Raw genomic sequence first — 19,794 nt, forward strand, 5'->3', positions numbered from 1 at the left:
TTATACTTTCTCCTTTTCCATATTTCCTAAAATTCCAGTTGGTTTTACTATCAAAACTAAAATCAATACCAAAAATACTATTGCATCTGCGTATGAGCTTGAAAGATATGCTCTGGTCATAACTTCTATCATTCCCAAAATAAATCCACCAATTACAGCTCCCGGTATTGAACCAATTCCTCCAACAACTGCTGCTGTAAAAGCTTTTATTCCTAGCATAGAACCTATAAAAGGAGTTATTTGAGGATATGATGAAACATACAATAAAGATGCAACTCCAGCAAGTGCAGAGCCAATTGCGAAAGTCATAGTCATAGTATTATCTACATTTATTCCAACAAGGCTTGACGCCTTATAATCTTCGCTAACTGCAAGCATCATCTTGCCATATTTTGTTTTAGAAATAAAAATTTGCAAAATTATTGTAAGAATAATAGTTAAAACTATTGTAAAAATTGTTTGAAAAGATAATCTTATTCCAAAAATATTTAAGCTAGCTTGATTAAATAAACTTGGAACAGGTCTTGCGTTAGCAGTAAAAACTTTTACAAATAAATTTTCCAAAAATAAAGATACTCCTATAGCAGTAATTAAAATTGAAATTGATGAAGAATTCCTCAAAGGTTTGTAAGCAATTCTTTCTATTACAACTCCCAAAAGTGTACAAGCAATAATCACTGGTATTATCGCTAAATATAATGGTAAACCACTTCTGAAAAGACTTGTTTGAACAACAAAAAATATTGTATAAGCGCCTACCATTATAATATCTCCATGGGCAAAATTTATTAATTTTGCTACGCCATAAACCATTGTGTAACCCAAGGCTATTAAAGCGTATATTGATCCTAATTGTAGACCATTAAAAAGTTGAATTAAAAAATCCATAAAATCTCCTTAAAATTTAAGGGGTTTTGCTAATTCGCAATCCCCCCTTTTTATTAATTTTCATCAGCTGTTACTGTTGAATTAAATTTATATGTTCCATCTTTTATTTCCATCATTGATGCTGATTTGATTGGATTATGATTTTCATTAAATTTAAATTTGCCAGTTATTCCATCAAATTCTATAGCTTTAATTTTTTCTATAATCTTATCACTTTCTTCGCTTTTCGCTTGTTCAATAGCTTGTTTTAATAAATAAATTGTATCGTATGACAAAGCAGAAAAAGCTGAAGGATCTTCTTTATTTTCTTCTTTATATTTTTTTACAAAATCTTTTACTCTTTGGTCATCACTATCTAAAGCAAAGTGATTTGAAAAACATGAGCCTTCTACCAATCCTAATTGAGATTTATCCATTACATTTACAACTCCATCCCAACCATCAGAACCAATAAATTTTGCATCAATTCCAGCATCTCTTGCTTGTGGAGCTATAAGAGCAACTTTTTCGTAATAATCTGGAACTAATAATACATCTGGTTTTGCTTTTGCAATTTTTGTAAGTTGTGCCTTAAAATCATTGTCATTATCTCCATAAGATTCATCAGCAACCAAATCAAGTTTTAATTTTTCTACTTCTTTTTTAAATTCATCAGCAATTCCATTTGAATAATCTGAAGAAGTATTTCTAAGGATAGCTACTTTTTTTGCTTTTTGATTTTCTGCTGCAAATTTTGCCAATAATTTTCCTTGATAAGGATCAGTAAAGCAAGTTCTAAATACATTATCCTTTCCTTCTGTAATATTTCCTTGAGTTCCTGTTGGAGTTATCATAGCAATTCCATCTTTTTTTGCAATTTCAGAAACTGCTAGAGCAGGTTTTGATGTAATAGGCCCTACAATTGCTGTTACTTTTTCTCCTTTTAATTTATTGTATGCAGTTGTTGAATCTGTTATTTCTCCCTTATCATCATAAGAAATCCATTCAATTTTTTTGCCATTAATTCCACCATTTTTATTTATCTCATCAACAGCTAACAAAGCTCCTTTTTCTGATGAATTTCCATAATTTGAAACCGGACCAGTTTGTGGTATTATTGCTCCAATTTTAATTGTGTCAGAATTCTCAGATTTTTTATTTTCTCCATTTTTTGCTTGACATCCTGCAAATGCAAATATTGATGCAAAAGCTAAGGTCATTAATTTTTTTGTTTTTTTCATTTTTTCCTCCAACATATTTTTTTAATAATTAAGTATAAATAAAGATTAAAATTTATAATAATAATTATGGCACAGGATTTGCATCTTGTCAAATATTTTTTGTTTGATTATTTTATTGTCTTTTTTTCAATGTTTATCTTGTAATTATTTTTTGATATTTAAAATGAATATTTATTTATAATTTTATGCTAAGGTATATTTATTATTTATTTAATTTTAAATAATGCTTTATGGTTTATTTATGTGATTTTATTTTAAAATATTTATTTTCCGATAGTTTACAAAGGTTACAATTTCCCACTTTTCTTGATATTTTTTATTTTTTCGCCTATAATAAAATTCATTGGGGGACAAATGAGAAAACAAAAACAAATTGATTCATTCACTTTTTTAAGAGCTATTTTTATTATTGCTATTTCCATATTTCATTCATCAGTGCAATTTCTTCCTGGTGGTTTTATGGCAGTAATTGGCTTTTTTGTAATGAGTGGATTTTTAATGATGAAAAAAATAAATACTATAGAGGATTATGATTTTAATGAATTTAAATTGATTATTAAAAAAAGATTCAAAAAGCTATTGCCAAGTTTATTTTTTGTTATAAGCCTATCTTTGCTTTTTGCATTGATTTTTTCAAGAATAATCTTTCATGATTCTATAAAATCATCTTTACCTACAGCCCTTTCTTTTCAAAATTTATACCAAATTTTTAAGGGTGGTTCATATTTTACAAAAAATGGATATTTTGATATGTTTACACATTTTTGGTATATATCCATGCAAGTCCAATTTATCCTTATTTTCTATTTGGTAAATTATTTTATAAATAAATATAAGGATAAATTTTCTGGTAAGAATATAAAAATTTATATTTTTATTCTTATTTCAGCAATAAGTATTTTGTTGATGATTATTTTTTCTTTTGATAAAAATAATATTTCAAGAATTTATTATGGACCTGACGCTAGAATAAATGCTATTTTTATTGGAGCACTTGCTTATCTTTTGATAGATTATTTTTCAAAAATTTTTGAATTTGCAAAGGAGAAAAATTTTTCTGAAAAATATATTTTGTATGCTCTTTTATTTTTAACTTTGCTTGCTTACTTTTTTGTAAGGGGTGAAAACTTATATACTTACAGAATAATAATGCCAATTTATACTCTTATTCAAGCATTATTAATTGGCGTTTTGTACTCTTATGAAAAGGAAAATAAATTTGTAATAAAGAAAAAAGAAATGGGAATTTTCAAAACTTTCCTTTATTATATAGGTCTTAGATCTTATTACATTTATTTGTGGCAATATATAATAAGCACTTTTCTTTCTTACGCTTTTGCCCACACAAGCAAAAGTAGGATTATAGCTTATATTTTGGAAATATTTATTGTTTTGATTTTATCAGAGCTAACTTACGTTATTTTAAATAGAAAATTTGATTTTAAAAAATATTTTATTGTTACATCTGCTCTTATTTTGGGATTAAATGCTTTGGCATTTTTTATTCCAAATCCTAAGGAAAAAGATATGAAAGAGCTTGAAAAAAGAATAAGTGAAAATCAAGATAAGATAAAGAAAAACAATGAGAAATATTTAAAAGATCAAAAGAAAAAAGAGAATAAAGAAAATTTAGAAAAATCTAAAAATCAGCTTTCAAACGAAAATAAAGAAACAGATCCAAAGCAAAATGAAAGTAACAAAGAAAATGAAAATAAAAATAAAGAAGAAAATAAAGAGCCTGTTTTTGAAAAGAAAGCTTATGATGATTTCAACTTTACTGATAAGGAAAAAGAATTTTTAAAAAATACTTCTATTACTGCTGTTGGCGATTCTGTTTTGATTAATATTGATCCATTTTTAAGAGAATTTAATCCAAATCTTTACCTTGATGGAGAAGTTGGCAGACAAATGACCGATGGTCCAAAAGTATTGCAGGATATAAAAAATAAAAACGGCCTTGGCAATATTGTTCTTGTAAGCCTTGGTTCTAACGGAACTTTAAGCGAGCAAAATATGGTAGATATTTTAAATATTTCTGAAGGAAGAAAAGTTTATTTTGTAAATACTGTAAACAGCCAATCTTGGGAGTCAACTATTAATTCTAAAATCAAAAAATTCTGTGATGAAAACCAAAATGCCTACATGGTTGATTGGTATAAATTTGCAAAAGAAAAAGCAAATTTATTTGCCAAAGATATGGTTCATCCAGAAGTTGAAGGTGCAAAAGCTTATAGAAATCTAATTGAAAGAGAAATAATAAATTCTTTTGTTAAGTAATAATTAAATAATGTATATCCAAAAGCGTAGAAGTCTTAGATGATTTTCTACGCTTTTATTTTTTTGAAAATTTCCATTTTAAAATCTCTATAATTTTTAATCAAAAAATCATTTGAAATATTTTACAAATTAAAATGGACTTTATCAATAGCCTAAGAATATTTTTGTTGTATAATAGCAAATGAGGTGAATTATGATAGATTATTTAAATGAAATAAATTTAGATCAAAATTTAATAGATAAAATTATAGAATTTAGAAATGAAGATATAGATGATGAAGACAAGGATAGGATTGTTAAACCAGAATTTAAATATTATGGAGAGGATGTTTTGAAAAAAGCAATCACTGCTATTCTTTCTGGAAAAAATATTTTACTTTCTGGCCCAAAAGCTACAGGAAAAAATGTTCTTGCTCAAAATCTTTCCTATATTTTTAATCGTCCATCATGGGATATTTCTTTTCACGTAAACACTGATTACAATTCCTTAGTTGGAGCTGATACTTTTAAAGATGGAAAAGTTGTTTTTAGAAAGGGTCCAGTTTATGAATGTGCAAAAAAAGGTGGATTTGGAGTTTTGGATGAAATAAATATGGCAAAAAATGAAGCCATCTCTGTTCTCCACGCAACTTTAGACCACAGACGTGTAATTGATATTCCAGGTTATGACAAAATAAAACTTGACGATAAGACAAGGTTTATTGCAACAATGAATTATGGCTATGTTGGAACAAGAGAAGTAAACGAAGCACTTGCTTCAAGATTTATGGTTATAAATATGCCAAATATTACAAGAGAAAATTTAAAACATCTATTAAAGGATAAATTTCCAAAATTAAAGGAAAAATATATGAATACTTTTATAGATATTTTTGAATCCCTCCAAGAAAAAAGTGAAAATTCAGAAATTTCTACAAAATCAGTAGACCTTAGGGGACTAATTTCTGCAATTGAAACTATGGAGATTGGACTTAATCCATACGATGCAATTGAAATGGGACTAATTAATAAATCTTTTGACGAATTTGAAAGAGAACTTGTAAGAGATAGCGTTGATTCAAAACTTCCAAAAGAAATCAAAGAGAGTGTATTTGATGACTGATACTTTTGAAAAGTTAAGGGCCATGAATGTAATCTGGGATTTTGCGGAGGATTATAAAATTTTTCCCAAGTCCTACTATCCCATGGATAAAAATTACAAAAATATAATTGAAGGATACAAGTTTAAAAATTTTAGGCTTGATTTATTTTCTTCATTTTTTTCTTATTTAAAAAAAGATAACCCATTTTTTGAAGAATTTAAGGCAATCACCCTTCTTTTATTAGAAGATTTATCCTATAGAAAATTAGAAAAAACTAATCTTGTAATAAAAGATTTAAGAAAATCCTACGCCAAAAAAATTCTCGACAAATACCAATACAAAAAAGAAACCGACAATGTTTACGAACAAATTGAAAAAGCCTACTATGGGAAAATTTTTAATAAGCCAATTACAGAAGCAAAACTTGTGAGAGATTTCTATGCTGAACTTTTTTCAATTGATACCTATAAATCTAGCGAAATTATTGAAAATCTAAACGAACTTTTTAAAAAATATTTTCTTTTTGAAAGATTTGACCAATACAACGAACTTTTTGATCAAATGGTAAAAGAAGAAAAACCAAAAAATTTTGACCACGAAGATTTGGAAGATTCCGATATTGAAAAAAATATTGAAGATCAATTTCAAATCCAATCTGCAGAGTTTAATGGTTATATTTATTTTGAAGAAAAAAAAGAAGATATGAACAAGGATATATTTATCTTTGAAAAAACTGATAAGGAAAAAGACAAAAGAGAAGATTCCTTTATTGAAGATTTTTATGGAAAACTTTCTATAAGTAAAAAAAGACAAGAATTATTAGAAAAAGAACTTGCCAAGGGTATCCATAAGTCAAAAAAATTATATTTTACCAAGGGAGAATACACCGATTCTCCAAATGCAAAATTCAATCAGAAAGTCAGAAAAAAACAAAGGGGAAAAACAAAGGAATACATTGAAAATAATCTTTCAATAAACAATAGGGCTGTAAATGAGCTTACAAGAACTATAGAAAATTCTTTAGCAAATCACGAAGAAGATGAGCTTTATAGGAAAAATTATGGACTTCTTGATTCTATTAATGTTTGGAAAGCACCAGTTTTAAATGAATCCAAAGTATTTTTTTCAAATAACAAAGACCCAAAACCAAAATTTCAAATAGATTTATTAATAGACGGATCGGCAAGCCAAATCAAAAGGCAAAATCTTGTAGCAAACCAGGCTTTTATAATTGCAAATGCCATGGACAAGGTAAATATTCCAATAAGAGTTTCTTCATTTTCAACTTTAAGAGATTATACAGTTTTTAATATGTACAGAGATTTTAAAGACAAGGGCAATAATGAAAATATTTATAATTTTTTTGCTTCAGGCGCAAACAGAGATGGCCTTGCCTTTAAAACAATCCACAAATTAATCAATGAAGATAAAAATGAAAGCGTAAGAAAAATTTTAATAATTTTATCAGACGGTCGCCCAAACGATGAGAAACACAATATCAATACAGTAAATGCAAAAATCAAGGACCAATATATAGACAAAAAAGCTGTTGATGATACTGCAAAAGAAATAAGAGCATTAAAAAGCGATGGAATCCAAGTTTTGGGAGTTTTTACTGGAGAAGATGAAGATATAGAAAATGCAAAATTAATATATGGAGCAGATTTTTGTAGGATAAAAAATTTAGACAATTTCTCAAAAATAGTTTCAATTTATATGAAAAATTTAATAGCAAATTAAAATTGGCTGGCAAAAAATTATAAACTATAATAATTTATAATTTTTACCAGCCTTTTAAATTATTTTTTCTTAGAAAATTTATGGTAAAGACGATTTACCATTTTCATAACTTCAGGAATCCTTGCAAATAAAATTGTAAGCGCATAAAATATTGCTGCTATTATTATGGAAATAAACATAGCCAAAAGATATGACATTTTCCCACTCAAATTTCCATAAATAACACTTGCAATTAGTCCCATTAAAATTGATAAAACTGTAATTTTTATCAAAGATTTTAAAGAACTTTTAAAATTAATTCTTCCAAAATTTTTCCTAAATTTTATTAACATCATAATTGCACCAGCCGCAGCAGAAATTGCAGTTGCTAGGGCAAGACCTTGAATGTCAAAAAATTGTATCAATATAAAATTCAATATTACATTTATTATTTGTTGGATAACTACAATTATTACTGGCGATTTTGAATCTCCAACTGCATAAAATCCCTTGTCGATTACATCAGAAAATGATTGAAAAATAACAAATGGCGCATAGGCAATTAGCATTGATGCTGTAACTACTACAGATTTATTATCAAAAGCTCCCCTTTGATAAACCAATTTTATTATTGGCTCTGCCAAAGACATCATTCCAATTGTTGCTGGTATTACCAAAAGCATAGTCAAAACTATAGCTGAATTTATTTGAATTTTCATATTTTCTATATCGCCTTTTTGTCCCAAATGTGAAATGGTAGGAAATATTGAAGTTGTAACTGAAACTGTTATTACTCCTGTAATCAGTGCCAAAAGTGTTTTTGAATATCTCAAAAATGATATTGATGCATTTCCAAAAAAGTATGATGCCATAGAATTATCTACTGTAAGAGCTATTTCTCCTGCAGCTGATGAAACTATAACAGGAATTGCAATCATAATCAAAGATTTAATATATTTATTGTGAATATCTATTTTTTTCTTGTATTTATATCCATGCTCCCTACTTGCCTTAGGAAACATTATATATTGCAAAACATTTCCCAACAAACAACCTATAGCAAGTAGGTAAGGATTTTTGGCAAGTCCACTTATAATTGTAAATGTAATTATAATTATATTCATAATCAAGCCAGTCACAGCTGGAATGAAAAAATTGCCTTTTAAATTTAAATATCCCCTAAAAACAGCTGAGTATAAATATGCAAATATTGCAAACATTATAATTCTTGTAAAAACTATGGCAGTATGTAAAAGTTCGCCCTTTAAATCTGGTGAAAATAATTTACAAAATGCTCCAGCAAAAATAAAACCAAAAATAACAGCTACAAGACCAAATACCATCAAGATATTAAAAATATTTGATGTGAATTCTTCAGCTACCTCTTCGCCCTCTTCATTTTTTGCCTTGGTATAAATTGGAATAAATCCATAGATAATACCAGATGCAACAAAATTTGCTATTACTACAGGAAGCGTATTAGCAACAGCATAAATTGCAACTATATCCCCCGCTCCATAAAAATAAGCCATAACAGATTCTCTCAAAAATCCAAAAACTTTAGAAAGAATTGTTACAAGCATTAACATAAAAGCAGTTTGTCCCATAATTACCTCTCTTTTTTAATTTATAAATTTTATTATATCTGTAAAAAATCTTCTTTCAATGGATAAATTTATCCATAAATAAGTACATTTTCTTAGAAAAATTTTACGATAATTTTATAGACTCTTTATTTTTCTTTTATCTTATTTATTGTTTAAAAAAATTAAAAATAAAAATAAGCACAAGAAATAAAGCTATCACTTGTGCTATAATTTATTATTTTATTTTCAAGTATTCTTCCAAAGAAAGACTATTCTCGTACATAGATTTTGCATTTTCTACACCAACATATCTAAATTCCCAGCACCTTTCTTTTTTGCCAGTAATTTCTTCTTTTTCTTTGGTGTATCTTTGAATAAATCCATATTTATAAGAATTTTCCTTTAGCCACTTATATTCATTTGTATCTTTAAATTTATCTGAATATTTTGTTTGGTCAGTATAAAAATCAAAACTTGTTCCTGTTTGGTGCTCACTTGTATAAGGCATATCAGCATCAGGATTATTTTGATCTACCAATTTTTCTTCACTTTGTCCCATCCTAAAATCAGATGCGATTTTTATATCCAAACCTTCTCTTTGCATATCAATAAGCATAGTATCAAAAGCTTTTTTGCTTGTAGAATCAACGCCAGGATTAAAATCTTTAGGCAAAGGATTTGATTCATTGACAAAAACAACTCCCTTAACTACACTAATATTTTCGCTATCTTTAAGCTTTCCAAGACCATATTTATTTACATAATAAAATTCATCATTAATTTTAATTTTTGAAAAAGAATTTTCTGTACCAAAATATTCTAAGTATTGGTTATTATTAATGCTTACATCAGTTTTTGTAAAATCGCTTGGTTCTTGGTAGCAATATTGACTTTTAAGGGATTTTACATAGGATTTCATAGTATCACTATATCCATCATCATCAATTTTTTCCCCATCACTAATTACTACATTTTCAAAACCAATAGGAGTTGCTACTTGAGTTTTTGCATTTTTTAGTTCTTCTTTAAGCACTTCATTTTCTTGTTTTTTATTAGCTTGGGCATATCTGTTTTCTATTGGTTTTCTAATTTGAAAATCATCACTACTTTTTTTAAAATCTATATTCAAAGCTCCTGTTATCAAAAGAGCACAAATTCCAACTTTTATTAAATTATTTCTTCTTTTTATTTTTCTTTCTTTTACCTTTTTACGTCTTAAATCTCTAATACTTTTGTTTGCCATTTTTAGTTTTCTTCCTTAAATCTATTTCAATATAACTAAATTTACGTCTGTGGGATAGTTTGTAAAATCATATAAATGTATTTCAATCTATAATAAAAGACTTTACAAAACTTTTTAATATTTTCTTAACTCCATTATAACACAAGTATAAAAAAATATGTATAGTATAAATGATTTTTTTTTGTAAAATATTAGAAAAAAATCGCTAAAAATTAATTTTTTTTAATTTTAGCGATTTTTTTAATACATTTTTATAAAATTTTTTATTTTTTTACAAAAGCTTATAAGTTTTTATTATGAATTTTTTAAGCAAATTAATTAACTATAAACTAGCTTTTTGAATTTTAATTTTTTCTCCCATTATTTTATTTGTCATTTTTTGAGAAATTTCATTTACATCTGTCATATATATTTCTATATATTTTTTTTCGGTCTCATCAAATTTTATATTTTTTGCCAAAACCTTAGCAGGGTCAATAATATTTGCTTTGTAGTTTAAATTTTTAAAAATTTCATCTTCTACTATAGGATAGTGAGTACAACCTAAAACTATATTTTCAATTTTTTTCTCATTTGCAAGTTCCAAATAATCTTTTAAAGCCTTATCCACCTCATCTCCACTTACTATTCCTTTTTCTATAAGGGAAACAAGTAATGGACAAGCTTTTTCAAAAACTTTTTTATTAGAATTTTTTTCAATTTTAATTTTATAAGTATGTTGTAAGCACGTTGCCTTTGTAGCCATAACAAAAATATCCCCTTCACATTCTAAGGATTTTTTTATCGCTTGATCTGTAATTGAAATAAATTTTTTATCAAATTCTTTTCTAAGATATTCTATTGCAACAGTAGAAATTGTATTACAAGCTATCACAAAAAAATCAATATCTTTTTTTAATAAAAATTCTACTATTTTTTTTGAAAGCTCAATTATTTCTTCATTTGACTTATCTCCATAAGGAACATTTTTATTATCTCCAAGGTAAAAATAATTTGCCTTGTGCTTTTTAGACAATTCTTTAAGAACAGTAAGTCCTCCAAGTCCTGAATCAAATACACCAATATTAGTCATCTATTAAATTCACCCTTTCAACAAATTTATAATCATTTTTTATTTCATTTAATGCATAATTAATTTTTTCTTCCTCAAAAAATACAGCAAAAATACTTGCTCCACTCCCACTAAGAAGTGCTTTGGCTGCCCCCAGATTTTCAAGTCTATTTTTTATTTTATAAAGATGAGGAAAATTTTCATATACCACATCTTCCATCACATTAGAAAAATATTTTACAATATTTTTATCAGAAGATTTTAAACCTTCAATTATTTTTTCAGTTTCAATATTTCCATAATCTTTTAATCTTTTATATACAAAATTTGAAGAAATACTTGTCCCATCATTTACCAAAAGAATTTTCATATCTAAATTTATATCAAAAGGAGATAAAATTTCTCCGATTCCTTGGGCTCTTGCAGATTTTTTCAAAAAGAAAAATGGAATATCAGCTCCTAAACTTTTCCCAATTTTAAAAATCTCATCATCACACAAATTTAAATTCCAAAGCTCATTTAAAGCCAAAATCATTTCTGCACAATTTGTTGAACCACCAGCAAGACCTGCAGCTATAGGAATATTTTTTTCCAAAAACACATCTACTCCACATGATTTAACTCTATCTTTTAATATAGCCCAAGCCTTGTAAATCAAATTATTTTCAATATTTTCTTTTGATAAAATTTGGCTATTTGTTTTAATTTTAATTTCGTTAGTATTATTTTTTTCAATTTTTAATTTATCAAACAAAGAAATCCTAGTCATAATTGTATCAATTTCATGATAACCATCATCTCTTTTGTACAAAGAATCTAAACTAAGATTAATTTTTCCATAACATTTTCTTTCCATAATTACCTCACTACAATTATACCATAAGGATTTTTTGAAAATAAAATTTAAAAATAAAAAATTTTAATCAAAAAAATAGACCCTGCATTTGCAAAGTCTATTTGTAAATTTAAATTTATTTAGAGTAATCGTAGAATCCTTTACCAGTTTTTCTACCAAGATCTCCTGCTCTTACCATTTGTCTTAATAATGGATTTGGACGATATTTGCTATCACCAAATTCATTGAATAATACTTCCATAATTGCAAGACATGTATCAAGTCCTATAAGGTCAGCTAATGCTAGAGGTCCCATTGGATGGTTTGCTCCAAGTTGCATTCCCTTATCAATATCTTCAACACTTGCAAGTCCATCATATAAAACTCCGATTCCTTCGTTAATCATTGGAATTAAAAGTCTATTTACAACAAATCCTGGACCTTCTTTTACTTCTATTGGTTGTTTTCCAAATTCTTCAGCAAGTTCAAATACTTTTTTGTTTGTTTCATCGCTTGTGTGAAGTCCTCTAATAACTTCTACAAGTTTCATTACTGGAACTGGATTGAAGAAATGCATTCCTATTACATTTTCTGGTCTATTTGTTGAAGCAGCAATATCTGTTATTGAAAGTGAAGATGTATTTGAAGCAAGTATTGCTCCTTCTTTAACAACTGCATCTAATTCTTTGAAAATTTCTTTTTTAAGTTTTGGATTTTCTGTAGCAGCTTCTATAACTATATCACAATCAGATAAGTCTTTTACTTCTGTTGTGTAGGAAATGTTTTTGATTGCTTTTTCTTTAGCATCTTCTTCCATTCTTCCTTTAGAAACTTGTTTAGCATAATCTTTTTCAATTCTAGCTTTTGCATTTTCTAAGAATTCATCTTTAATATCTCTTACTACTACTTCGTGGAATTTTGCAGCTACTTCTACAATTCCTCCACCCATAATTCCTGATCCAATTACACCAATTTTCATATTTACTCCTTTGTGTGTTTTAAAAAAGTTTCGTTTGTTTGTTAAATTAATAACTTATATATATTATAACATTGTTTTCCTAGTTTTTCAAGAAATATTGACTTTTTTTTAACTATTTATTAGATTTTCTCCAAATCCTCATACTCTCAGCTTCTTTAATCAATTCATCTCTAAAATCTGGATGAGCAATTGAAATCAATTTCTCAGTTCTTTCCCACAAAGATTGACCTTTTAAATTAACCATACCATATTCTGTTGCAATATAATGAGTATTTGCTCTACAACCAGTTGGTTGTGTTCCTTCAATCAACCTTGGAACAATATTAGAATGTCTTACACCTTTTTTGTCTACTCTTGATGAGTGTAGGGTTACAAAAGATTTTCCACCTTTTGAATTATAAGCACCTATCATAAAATCTAAAGCTCCACCTGAACCTGAAATATGTTTTGTTCCAGAACTTTCTGCAGAAACTATACCATTCAAATCAACTTCAAGAGCTGAGTTTATTGACATAAAATTATCTAAAGCAGAAATTTGTTCGATACCGTTACAATAATCTACTGGAGCTGCACAAAGTTGTTCATTATTATCTATAAAATCATATAATTCTTTACTACCTGCTGCAAAGGCATAAACTTGTCTACCCTTGTCAATGTTTTTCTTACTTCCATTAATTTTTCCAGCTTTTGTTAATTCAACAAAAGAATCTACATACATTTCTGTATGAACACCCAAATCTTTTAAATCTGAATTTGCTATTTCTTTTCCAATTGCTGTAGGAAGTCCACCAATTCCTATTTGTAAACATGCACCATCAACTAATTCTTCAACTACATATTTAGCAACTTCCTTATCCAAATCACTTGGATTTGCTTTGCCCAAAGCTACCATTTCTGGATTTGAACCTTCGATTATATAATCAACATCTTTAATATTTACAAAATTTTCAAATCCACCAAGTCCTCTTGGTACATTTTTATTTACTTCTATTATTACAATATCAGAATTTTCAATTGCAGCGTAAAGATGAGATGCAGAAATTCCAAAGTTAAAATTACCGTGTTCATCCATAGGTGTTGCTTGTGTTACAAAAACATTTGGTTTTTTTATTGAAGTTCTATAATATTTTGGAAGTTCTGAATATTTTATTGGAGCATAAAAAGCTCTACCTTCTCCAGCTAATTTTCTAATAGCTCCCAATGAATGCCAAGAGTTATAAACAAAATGTTCATTTGTTGGATCTGCATCAAATAATTTGAATTTTTCTAATTCTACTCCTCCTCTGACAACGATGTCATTGAGCTTAGTAATTTCTTTTGCAAATGCTTCATCAAAATCGTGTGGAGAAATTACTCCCCATGAGTAGTCAACATAATCTCCATCTTTAACTAATTTTGCTGCATCTTCAGCACTTATTAGTTTTTCCTTATATAATTTATTATAGTCCACGTTATCCTCCCATTAAATACGCATATTTTTACTTATATATTGGAATAATTTTTAATTATCTCCATAAAAATTTAAGGATGAGACTTCTCTCATCCTTAAATTAATTTGAGATACTAATAATGATATACCCAAATTTTAAAATTTTATTTATCTTAATTTGCTTTTTTATTCTTAATTGCTTCTGTAAGTTTTGGCACTACTTCAAATAAGTCGCCTACTATACCATAATCAGCTCTTCCAAATATTGGAGCATCTGGATCTTTATTTATAGCTATAACTTTATCAGCAGCATTTATACCAGCCAAGTGTTGAATAGCTCCAGAAATTCCTACAGCTATATAAACTCTTGGTCCTACAGTTTTTCCTGATTGTCCTACTTGGTGAGAGTGTGAAATCCATCCAGCATCTACAGCCGCACGGCTTGATCCAACAGTTCCGTCAAGTGCATCAGCTAAATCTTTTATTAATGCAAAGTTTTTAGGATCTCCAAGTCCACGTCCACCAGAAACTATAAATTCAGCTCCTACTAAATCAACTTCATCTCCTTCATCTCTTGGAATGAAATCTAAGATTTTTGTTCTAGCTTCGCCTTCAAATTTGATGTCTTCATCAATTATTTCGATATCATCTTTTGCACCAATTGCTTCTTTTGAGAATACTCCTGGTCTTACAGTTCCCATTTGTGGTCTGTGATCTGGGCAAAGAATCATTGCCATTAAGTTTCCACCAAATGCAGGTCTTGTCCATCTAACTTCTTTTTTCTCAGCGTCAATATCAAGTTCTGTACAATCTGCTGTAAGTCCTGTGTGAAGTCTTGCTGAAACTCTTGGGCCCAAATCTCTTCCTTGATTTGTTGCACCTATCAAAATTATATTTGGACTATATTTTTTAACTAATTGGTCTATTGCATCTGCATAAACTTCTGTATTATATTCTTTGTAAATTTCATTATCAACTGTGATAATTCCATCTACGCCGTATTCTTTTACTTCTTCTTTAGCTTTATCAACATTTGATCCGATAATTATAGCGTAAAGTTTTTCGTCAATAGCATCAGCCATTCTTCTTCCTGGATTCATTAGTTCAAGTCCAACATTTACAGCTGATCCATCTTCTTTTGTTTCTACAATTACCCAAAGATTTTTATTTTCACTCATCTATATCCTCCTAAATAAGTTTCTCATCAGAAAGAGCATTTATTAACTTATCTACAGAAACGCTAGCATCTTCATCGTTGTAGATTTCTCCAGATTTCTTATGTTCAGGTGTATAAGATTTTTTAACTCTTGTTGGTGAACCTTTAAGTCCTATTGCTGTTTCGTCAATATTTTCTTTTAGTTCTTCAAAAGTAATTTGTTCTATTGTAGCTTTTTTAGCTTTCATTTTATTTTTGATTTTTGGATATCTTAATTCTTCATCGCCATATTTTGTAAATGTTATAAGAGCTGGAAGTTTTGCTTGAATATTTAAAGCTCCTCCTTCAACTTCTTTAAGAACTTTGATTCCATCATCATTTAATTCTGCTGTATAAGCATAAGTTACTTGTGGCAAATCTAAATGTTCAGCAATTTCTGGTCCAACTTGTGCTGTATCTCCATCTATAGCTTGAAGACCACAGAAAATCATATCATAATCTCCTTCTCTTTTAGCTACTTCTTTTATAGCTTCTGAGATTATATAACTTGTTGCAAGTGTATCAGAACCACCAAATTTTCTATCAGTAACCAAATAAGCTTTGTCAGCTCCTACTGCTAGAGTATCTCTAAGCATAGATTCAGCTTGAGGTGGTCCCATTGAAATAACTGTGATTTTTACATTTTCTGGATCATTATCTTTTATTCTTAAAGCTTGTTCAAGAGCAAAAGCATCATAAGTATTTAAGATACTAGGAACTCCCTTTCTAATAAGAGTATTAGTTTCAGGATCTATTTTGATTTCATTAGTATCTGGAACTTGCTTTGCACATACAAAAATATTCATTTATTCCTCCTAAATTTATCTTCTTAATTATTATCTTAAAAGAGCTCCTGATACAACCATTAACATTACTTCTGAAGTACCTTCATAAATTTCTGTAATTTTTGCATCTCTCATCATTCTTTCAACGTCATATTCTTTGATATATCCATATCCACCAAGAATTTGAACTGCTCTATCAGCAACGAATGATGCTGTTCTTGAAGCTTTTAATTTTGCCATAGCTGCTGCTACTGAGTAATTTTCTCCAGCATCTTTTAAGCTTGCTGCTTTATAAACTAAATTTCTAGCAGCTTCAATTTCTATAGCCATTTCAGCTAATTTAAATTGTGTATTTTGGAATTTAGCTAAAGGACGTCCGAATTGTTCTCTTTCTTTAGAATATTGAACAGCTTTTTCTAAAGCGCCTTCTGCAATACCAAGAGCTTGAGCTGCAATTCCAATTCTTCCACCATCAAGAGTTGCCATAGCAATCTTAAATCCTTTACCTTCTTCTCCAAGTAAATTTTCTTTTGGTATTCTACAATCTTGGAAAATTAATTCCATAGTTGATGAACCATTGATTCCCATTTTGTTTTCAAGTGTACCAAAGTCAAATCCTTTAGTTCCTTTTTCAACTATGAATGCAGAAATTCCGTGATTTCCTTTTGACTTATCTGTCATGGCAAATACTACATAAATATCAGCATATCCACCATTTGTTATAAAGATTTTTGTACCATTAAGTACATATTCATCTCCATCAAGTTTAGCTGTTGTTTGTTGACCTGAAGCATCAGTTCCTGCATTTGGTTCTGTAAGTCCAAAAGCACCTAATTTTTCTCCGCTTGCAAGTGGTGTTAAATATTTTTTCTTTTGTTCATCATTACCAAATTTATTGATACAATCAGCTGATAATGATGTGTGAGCTGATAAAATCACACCAGTTGATGCACAGTATTTTGACATTTCTTCAACTGCAAGTACGTATGTAAGTGTGTCAGCACCTTGACCGCCAAATTCTTCATCAAATGGAATTCCAAAGAAACCTAATTCTTGCATTTTTGCAACTGTTTCTTCTGGGAACATATGTTCTTCATCTACTTTTTGAGCTAATGGTTTAACTTCACTTTCTGCAAAGCCGTGGAACATCTCTCTCATTTCTTCATAATCTTCTGATAATTTATACATATTTTCTCCTAAATAATTTTCCATATTTATTATTTTTAAATTTTTAAAAATAATATTAAGAAACACTTTTTATCACTTATGTTATTATATTAACAATCGGAACTAGACTTGTCAAGCTTTTTAGCCAATTTTTTATCAAGCTTTTAGCTTTAAGTCCTAAATTTTTTTGGAAAATTTTTTCTAGCTTTATACTTTTATTATATAAATTAAAATTCCCTCTCTTTATCATTTTTTATATAATTAAAATTCTAAAACTCAAAATCAAAAAACAAAACTTAGTCTATTATTATATGGAATTTAAAATTTAATTAAATATTTTTGATAAATTTTATTTCTTTATTTTTTATTTCTTTTATAATATAGTAAAAAGATTTCCCAAAAAAACATTTACCTACATTATAATAATATCACAATCAGTCTATCTGTCAAATCTTTATCAATATATTTACGAATTTTAACTATATATTTTATATTATAAATCAGTTTTTAAATTTTAATAATGAAAAATATTTTTTATGCTTAAATTTAAGATAAAAAAATTACATCTAATACAAATCCATTTTGTTTATTATTAAAAGCTAATATATTTAAATGACTTGATTTTAAAATTTTTCAAATTTAAAAATCAAAATTTTTCACTTTCTATTTTTATTTTAGTCAATTTCTTATTAGCTCTTAGAAAATTTAATTTTTTGAGTTTTTAAGAACTTTAAAATAATTTCTCATTTTAAATTATAAATTTATTTATTGTTGATATTTATATTTAATTAAAGGAAAACTTTTTCATTTGATTTTTTCATGTTATAATTGATACATAATTAACTAAGTTACTTAGTTAAGTATACAATTTCTATTTACATTTAGGAGGGAAAAATGGATTACAACAAAATTAATGACGAAATTATTGAACAAATTAAATCATCAGTAAATGGAAAAGTTTATGTAGGAGAAGAAATTAATGAAGATTTCTTTCACGATGAAATGCCAATTTATGGCGAAGGAATCCCTGATGTTTTGATTGACGCTACTTGCAAGGAAGATGTTTCAAAAATAATGAAAATTTGTAATGAAAATAAAATTCCTGTTATAGCAAGAGGTGCTGGTAGTGGTTTGACTGGCGCTGGTGTTGCTATTAAAAATGGCGTAATGATTAATATGCAATCCATGAACAAAATTTTAGAATTCGATGAAGAAAATTTAGTTGTTAGAGTTGAACCTGGTGTTTTATTAAGTACTTTGGCTCAAACTTGTCTTGATAAGGGATATTTATATCCACCTGATCCAGGCGAAAAAAATGCTACACTTGGCGGAAACGTTTCATTAAATGCAGGAGGAATGCGTGCTGTTAAATATGGCACAACTCGTGATTATGTAAGAAAAATGGAAGTTGTTCTTCCTAGTGGAGAAATTACTACTTTTGGATCTATTGTTTCTAAATCATCTACTGGTTATTCTTTAAAAGATTTGATGGTTGGAAGTGAAGGAACTCTTGGAATTATAACTGAGCTTACTTTAAAAATCGTTCCAAATCCAAAACATACTGTTTCTTTAATTGTCCCTTTTGAAGATTTGGATGATTGTATTTCTACTGTTCCTAAATTATTCCAAAATAATTTAAATCCACAAGCTATTGAGTTTATGGAAAGAGATATAGTTATAGCTAGTGAAAAATACATAGGCAAAGAAACTTTCCCTAAAAATATGGAAGGAATTGATGTTGGAGCTTATTTATTAATTACTTTTGATGGCGATGATGAGGATCTAATCGACAATACTCTTGAGCAAGCTGCTGAAGTTTTGGTTGATAATGGCGCAATTGATGTTTTAGTTGCCGATACTCCAAATTCAATTAGAGATGCTTGGGCTGCAAGAAGTTCTTTCCTTGAAGCTATTGAAACACAAAATAAACTTTTGGATGAGTGCGACGTTGTAGTTCCTGTAACAAAAATTGCTGAATATATTAATTTTGTTAATAAGGAAAGCGAATCTTATATGTTTAATGTTAAATCATTCGGCCATGCTGGAGATGGAAACTTGCATATTTACACCCTATCAAATGAAGAAGACAAACTTGATCAATTTAAAGAAGAAGTTGATAAATTTATGGATGTAATCTATAAAAAAGCTTATGATTTGGGAGGAAAAATTTCTGGAGAGCACGGAATAGGAAACGGAAAGAAAAAATATCTAAAGAGCTTTGAAGGTGACGTAAATATTGAAATAATGAGAGGAATTAAAAAAGCCTTTGACCCAAATATGATTTTAAATCCAGATAAAGTTATTGCCTTATTAGGTGAGTAAATTTAAAGGATTTGAT

At 28.1% G+C, this 19,794-nt stretch carries 15 protein-coding genes; 4 read left to right on the forward strand and 11 right to left on the reverse strand.

Annotated elements, in window-relative coordinates; translation table 11 throughout:
* Both HMPREF3045_RS02755 and HMPREF3045_RS02760 read right to left on the reverse strand, forming a co-directional pair.
* A complete protein-coding gene (locus HMPREF3045_RS02755) occupies nucleotides 1–888 on the reverse strand; it encodes a branched-chain amino acid ABC transporter permease (RefSeq protein ID WP_070736984.1) in 888 nt (295 codons plus the stop codon).
* A 53-nt stretch (nucleotides 889–941) separates the two neighbouring features.
* Nucleotides 942–2,108 (reverse strand): ABC transporter substrate-binding protein, encoded by a 1,167-nt coding sequence (locus HMPREF3045_RS02760; protein WP_039920357.1) that lies wholly within the window; start codon nucleotides 2,106–2,108, stop codon nucleotides 942–944.
* Nucleotides 2,109–2,462: 354 nt separating this feature from the next.
* Between HMPREF3045_RS02760 and HMPREF3045_RS02765 the strand changes: the two genes are divergently transcribed.
* The 3 genes from HMPREF3045_RS02765 (at nucleotide 2,463) to HMPREF3045_RS02775 (ending at nucleotide 7,207) form a co-directional block, all read left to right on the forward strand.
* Nucleotides 2,463–4,385 (forward strand): acyltransferase family protein, encoded by a 1,923-nt coding sequence (locus HMPREF3045_RS02765; RefSeq protein ID WP_070736985.1) that lies wholly within the window; start codon nucleotides 2,463–2,465, stop codon nucleotides 4,383–4,385.
* Between the two features lie 193 nt (nucleotides 4,386–4,578).
* Complete coding sequence (locus tag HMPREF3045_RS02770) at nucleotides 4,579–5,487, forward strand: AAA family ATPase (protein WP_070736986.1); 909 nt, start codon at nucleotides 4,579–4,581, stop codon at nucleotides 5,485–5,487.
* A complete protein-coding gene (locus HMPREF3045_RS02775) occupies nucleotides 5,480–7,207 on the forward strand; it encodes a vWA domain-containing protein (protein ID WP_070736987.1) in 1,728 nt (575 codons plus the stop codon). The genes HMPREF3045_RS02770 and HMPREF3045_RS02775 overlap by 8 nt, the downstream gene beginning before the upstream one ends.
* Before the next feature lie 59 nt (nucleotides 7,208–7,266).
* Here HMPREF3045_RS02775 and murJ read toward each other — a convergent pair whose 3' ends face one another.
* The 9 genes from murJ to HMPREF3045_RS02820 form a co-directional block, all read right to left on the reverse strand.
* Nucleotides 7,267–8,793: a murein biosynthesis integral membrane protein MurJ gene (gene murJ, locus HMPREF3045_RS02780; protein WP_070736988.1), complete on the reverse strand. Its 1,527-nt coding sequence runs from the start codon at nucleotides 8,791–8,793 to the stop codon at nucleotides 7,267–7,269.
* A gap of 214 nt (nucleotides 8,794–9,007) precedes the next feature.
* On the reverse strand, nucleotides 9,008–10,015 hold the full coding sequence (locus tag HMPREF3045_RS02785) for a M15 family metallopeptidase (RefSeq protein ID WP_070736989.1): 1,008 nt from the start codon (nucleotides 10,013–10,015) through the stop codon (nucleotides 9,008–9,010).
* 322 nt (nucleotides 10,016–10,337) lie between these two features.
* Nucleotides 10,338–11,087 (reverse strand): glutamate racemase, encoded by a 750-nt coding sequence (murI, locus tag HMPREF3045_RS02790; RefSeq protein ID WP_070736990.1) that lies wholly within the window; start codon nucleotides 11,085–11,087, stop codon nucleotides 10,338–10,340.
* Nucleotides 11,080–11,922, reverse strand: coding sequence for a 4-(cytidine 5'-diphospho)-2-C-methyl-D-erythritol kinase (gene ispE, locus HMPREF3045_RS02795; RefSeq protein ID WP_070736991.1), 843 nt, complete (start codon nucleotides 11,920–11,922; stop codon nucleotides 11,080–11,082). The genes murI and ispE overlap by 8 nt, the downstream gene beginning before the upstream one ends.
* A 115-nt stretch (nucleotides 11,923–12,037) precedes the next feature.
* Complete coding sequence (locus HMPREF3045_RS02800; RefSeq protein WP_070736992.1) at nucleotides 12,038–12,880, reverse strand: 3-hydroxybutyryl-CoA dehydrogenase; 843 nt, start codon at nucleotides 12,878–12,880, stop codon at nucleotides 12,038–12,040.
* 112 nt (nucleotides 12,881–12,992) lie between these two features.
* On the reverse strand, nucleotides 12,993–14,330 hold the full coding sequence (locus HMPREF3045_RS02805; protein ID WP_070736993.1) for an acetyl-CoA hydrolase/transferase C-terminal domain-containing protein: 1,338 nt from the start codon (nucleotides 14,328–14,330) through the stop codon (nucleotides 12,993–12,995).
* Nucleotides 14,331–14,482: 152 nt separating this feature from the next.
* Complete coding sequence (locus tag HMPREF3045_RS02810; RefSeq protein ID WP_070641393.1) at nucleotides 14,483–15,487, reverse strand: electron transfer flavoprotein subunit alpha/FixB family protein; 1,005 nt, start codon at nucleotides 15,485–15,487, stop codon at nucleotides 14,483–14,485.
* A 10-nt stretch (nucleotides 15,488–15,497) separates the two neighbouring features.
* Complete coding sequence (locus tag HMPREF3045_RS02815; RefSeq protein ID WP_070736994.1) at nucleotides 15,498–16,310, reverse strand: electron transfer flavoprotein subunit beta/FixA family protein; 813 nt, start codon at nucleotides 16,308–16,310, stop codon at nucleotides 15,498–15,500.
* Nucleotides 16,311–16,340: 30 nt separating this feature from the next.
* The gene (locus tag HMPREF3045_RS02820) at nucleotides 16,341–17,477 is read right to left on the reverse strand and encodes an acyl-CoA dehydrogenase (protein ID WP_070607931.1); all 1,137 of its coding nucleotides are present in this window, start codon (nucleotides 17,475–17,477) and stop codon (nucleotides 16,341–16,343) included.
* A gap of 873 nt (nucleotides 17,478–18,350) precedes the next feature.
* Between HMPREF3045_RS02820 and HMPREF3045_RS02825 the strand changes: the two genes are divergently transcribed.
* Complete coding sequence (locus HMPREF3045_RS02825) at nucleotides 18,351–19,778, forward strand: FAD-binding oxidoreductase (protein ID WP_070736995.1); 1,428 nt, start codon at nucleotides 18,351–18,353, stop codon at nucleotides 19,776–19,778.
* Nucleotides 19,779–19,794 lie beyond the last annotated feature (16 nt).

This window comes from Anaerococcus sp. HMSC075B03, from assembly GCF_001815585.1.
Classification (GTDB): Bacteria; Bacillota; Clostridia; order Tissierellales; family Peptoniphilaceae; genus Anaerococcus; species Anaerococcus vaginalis.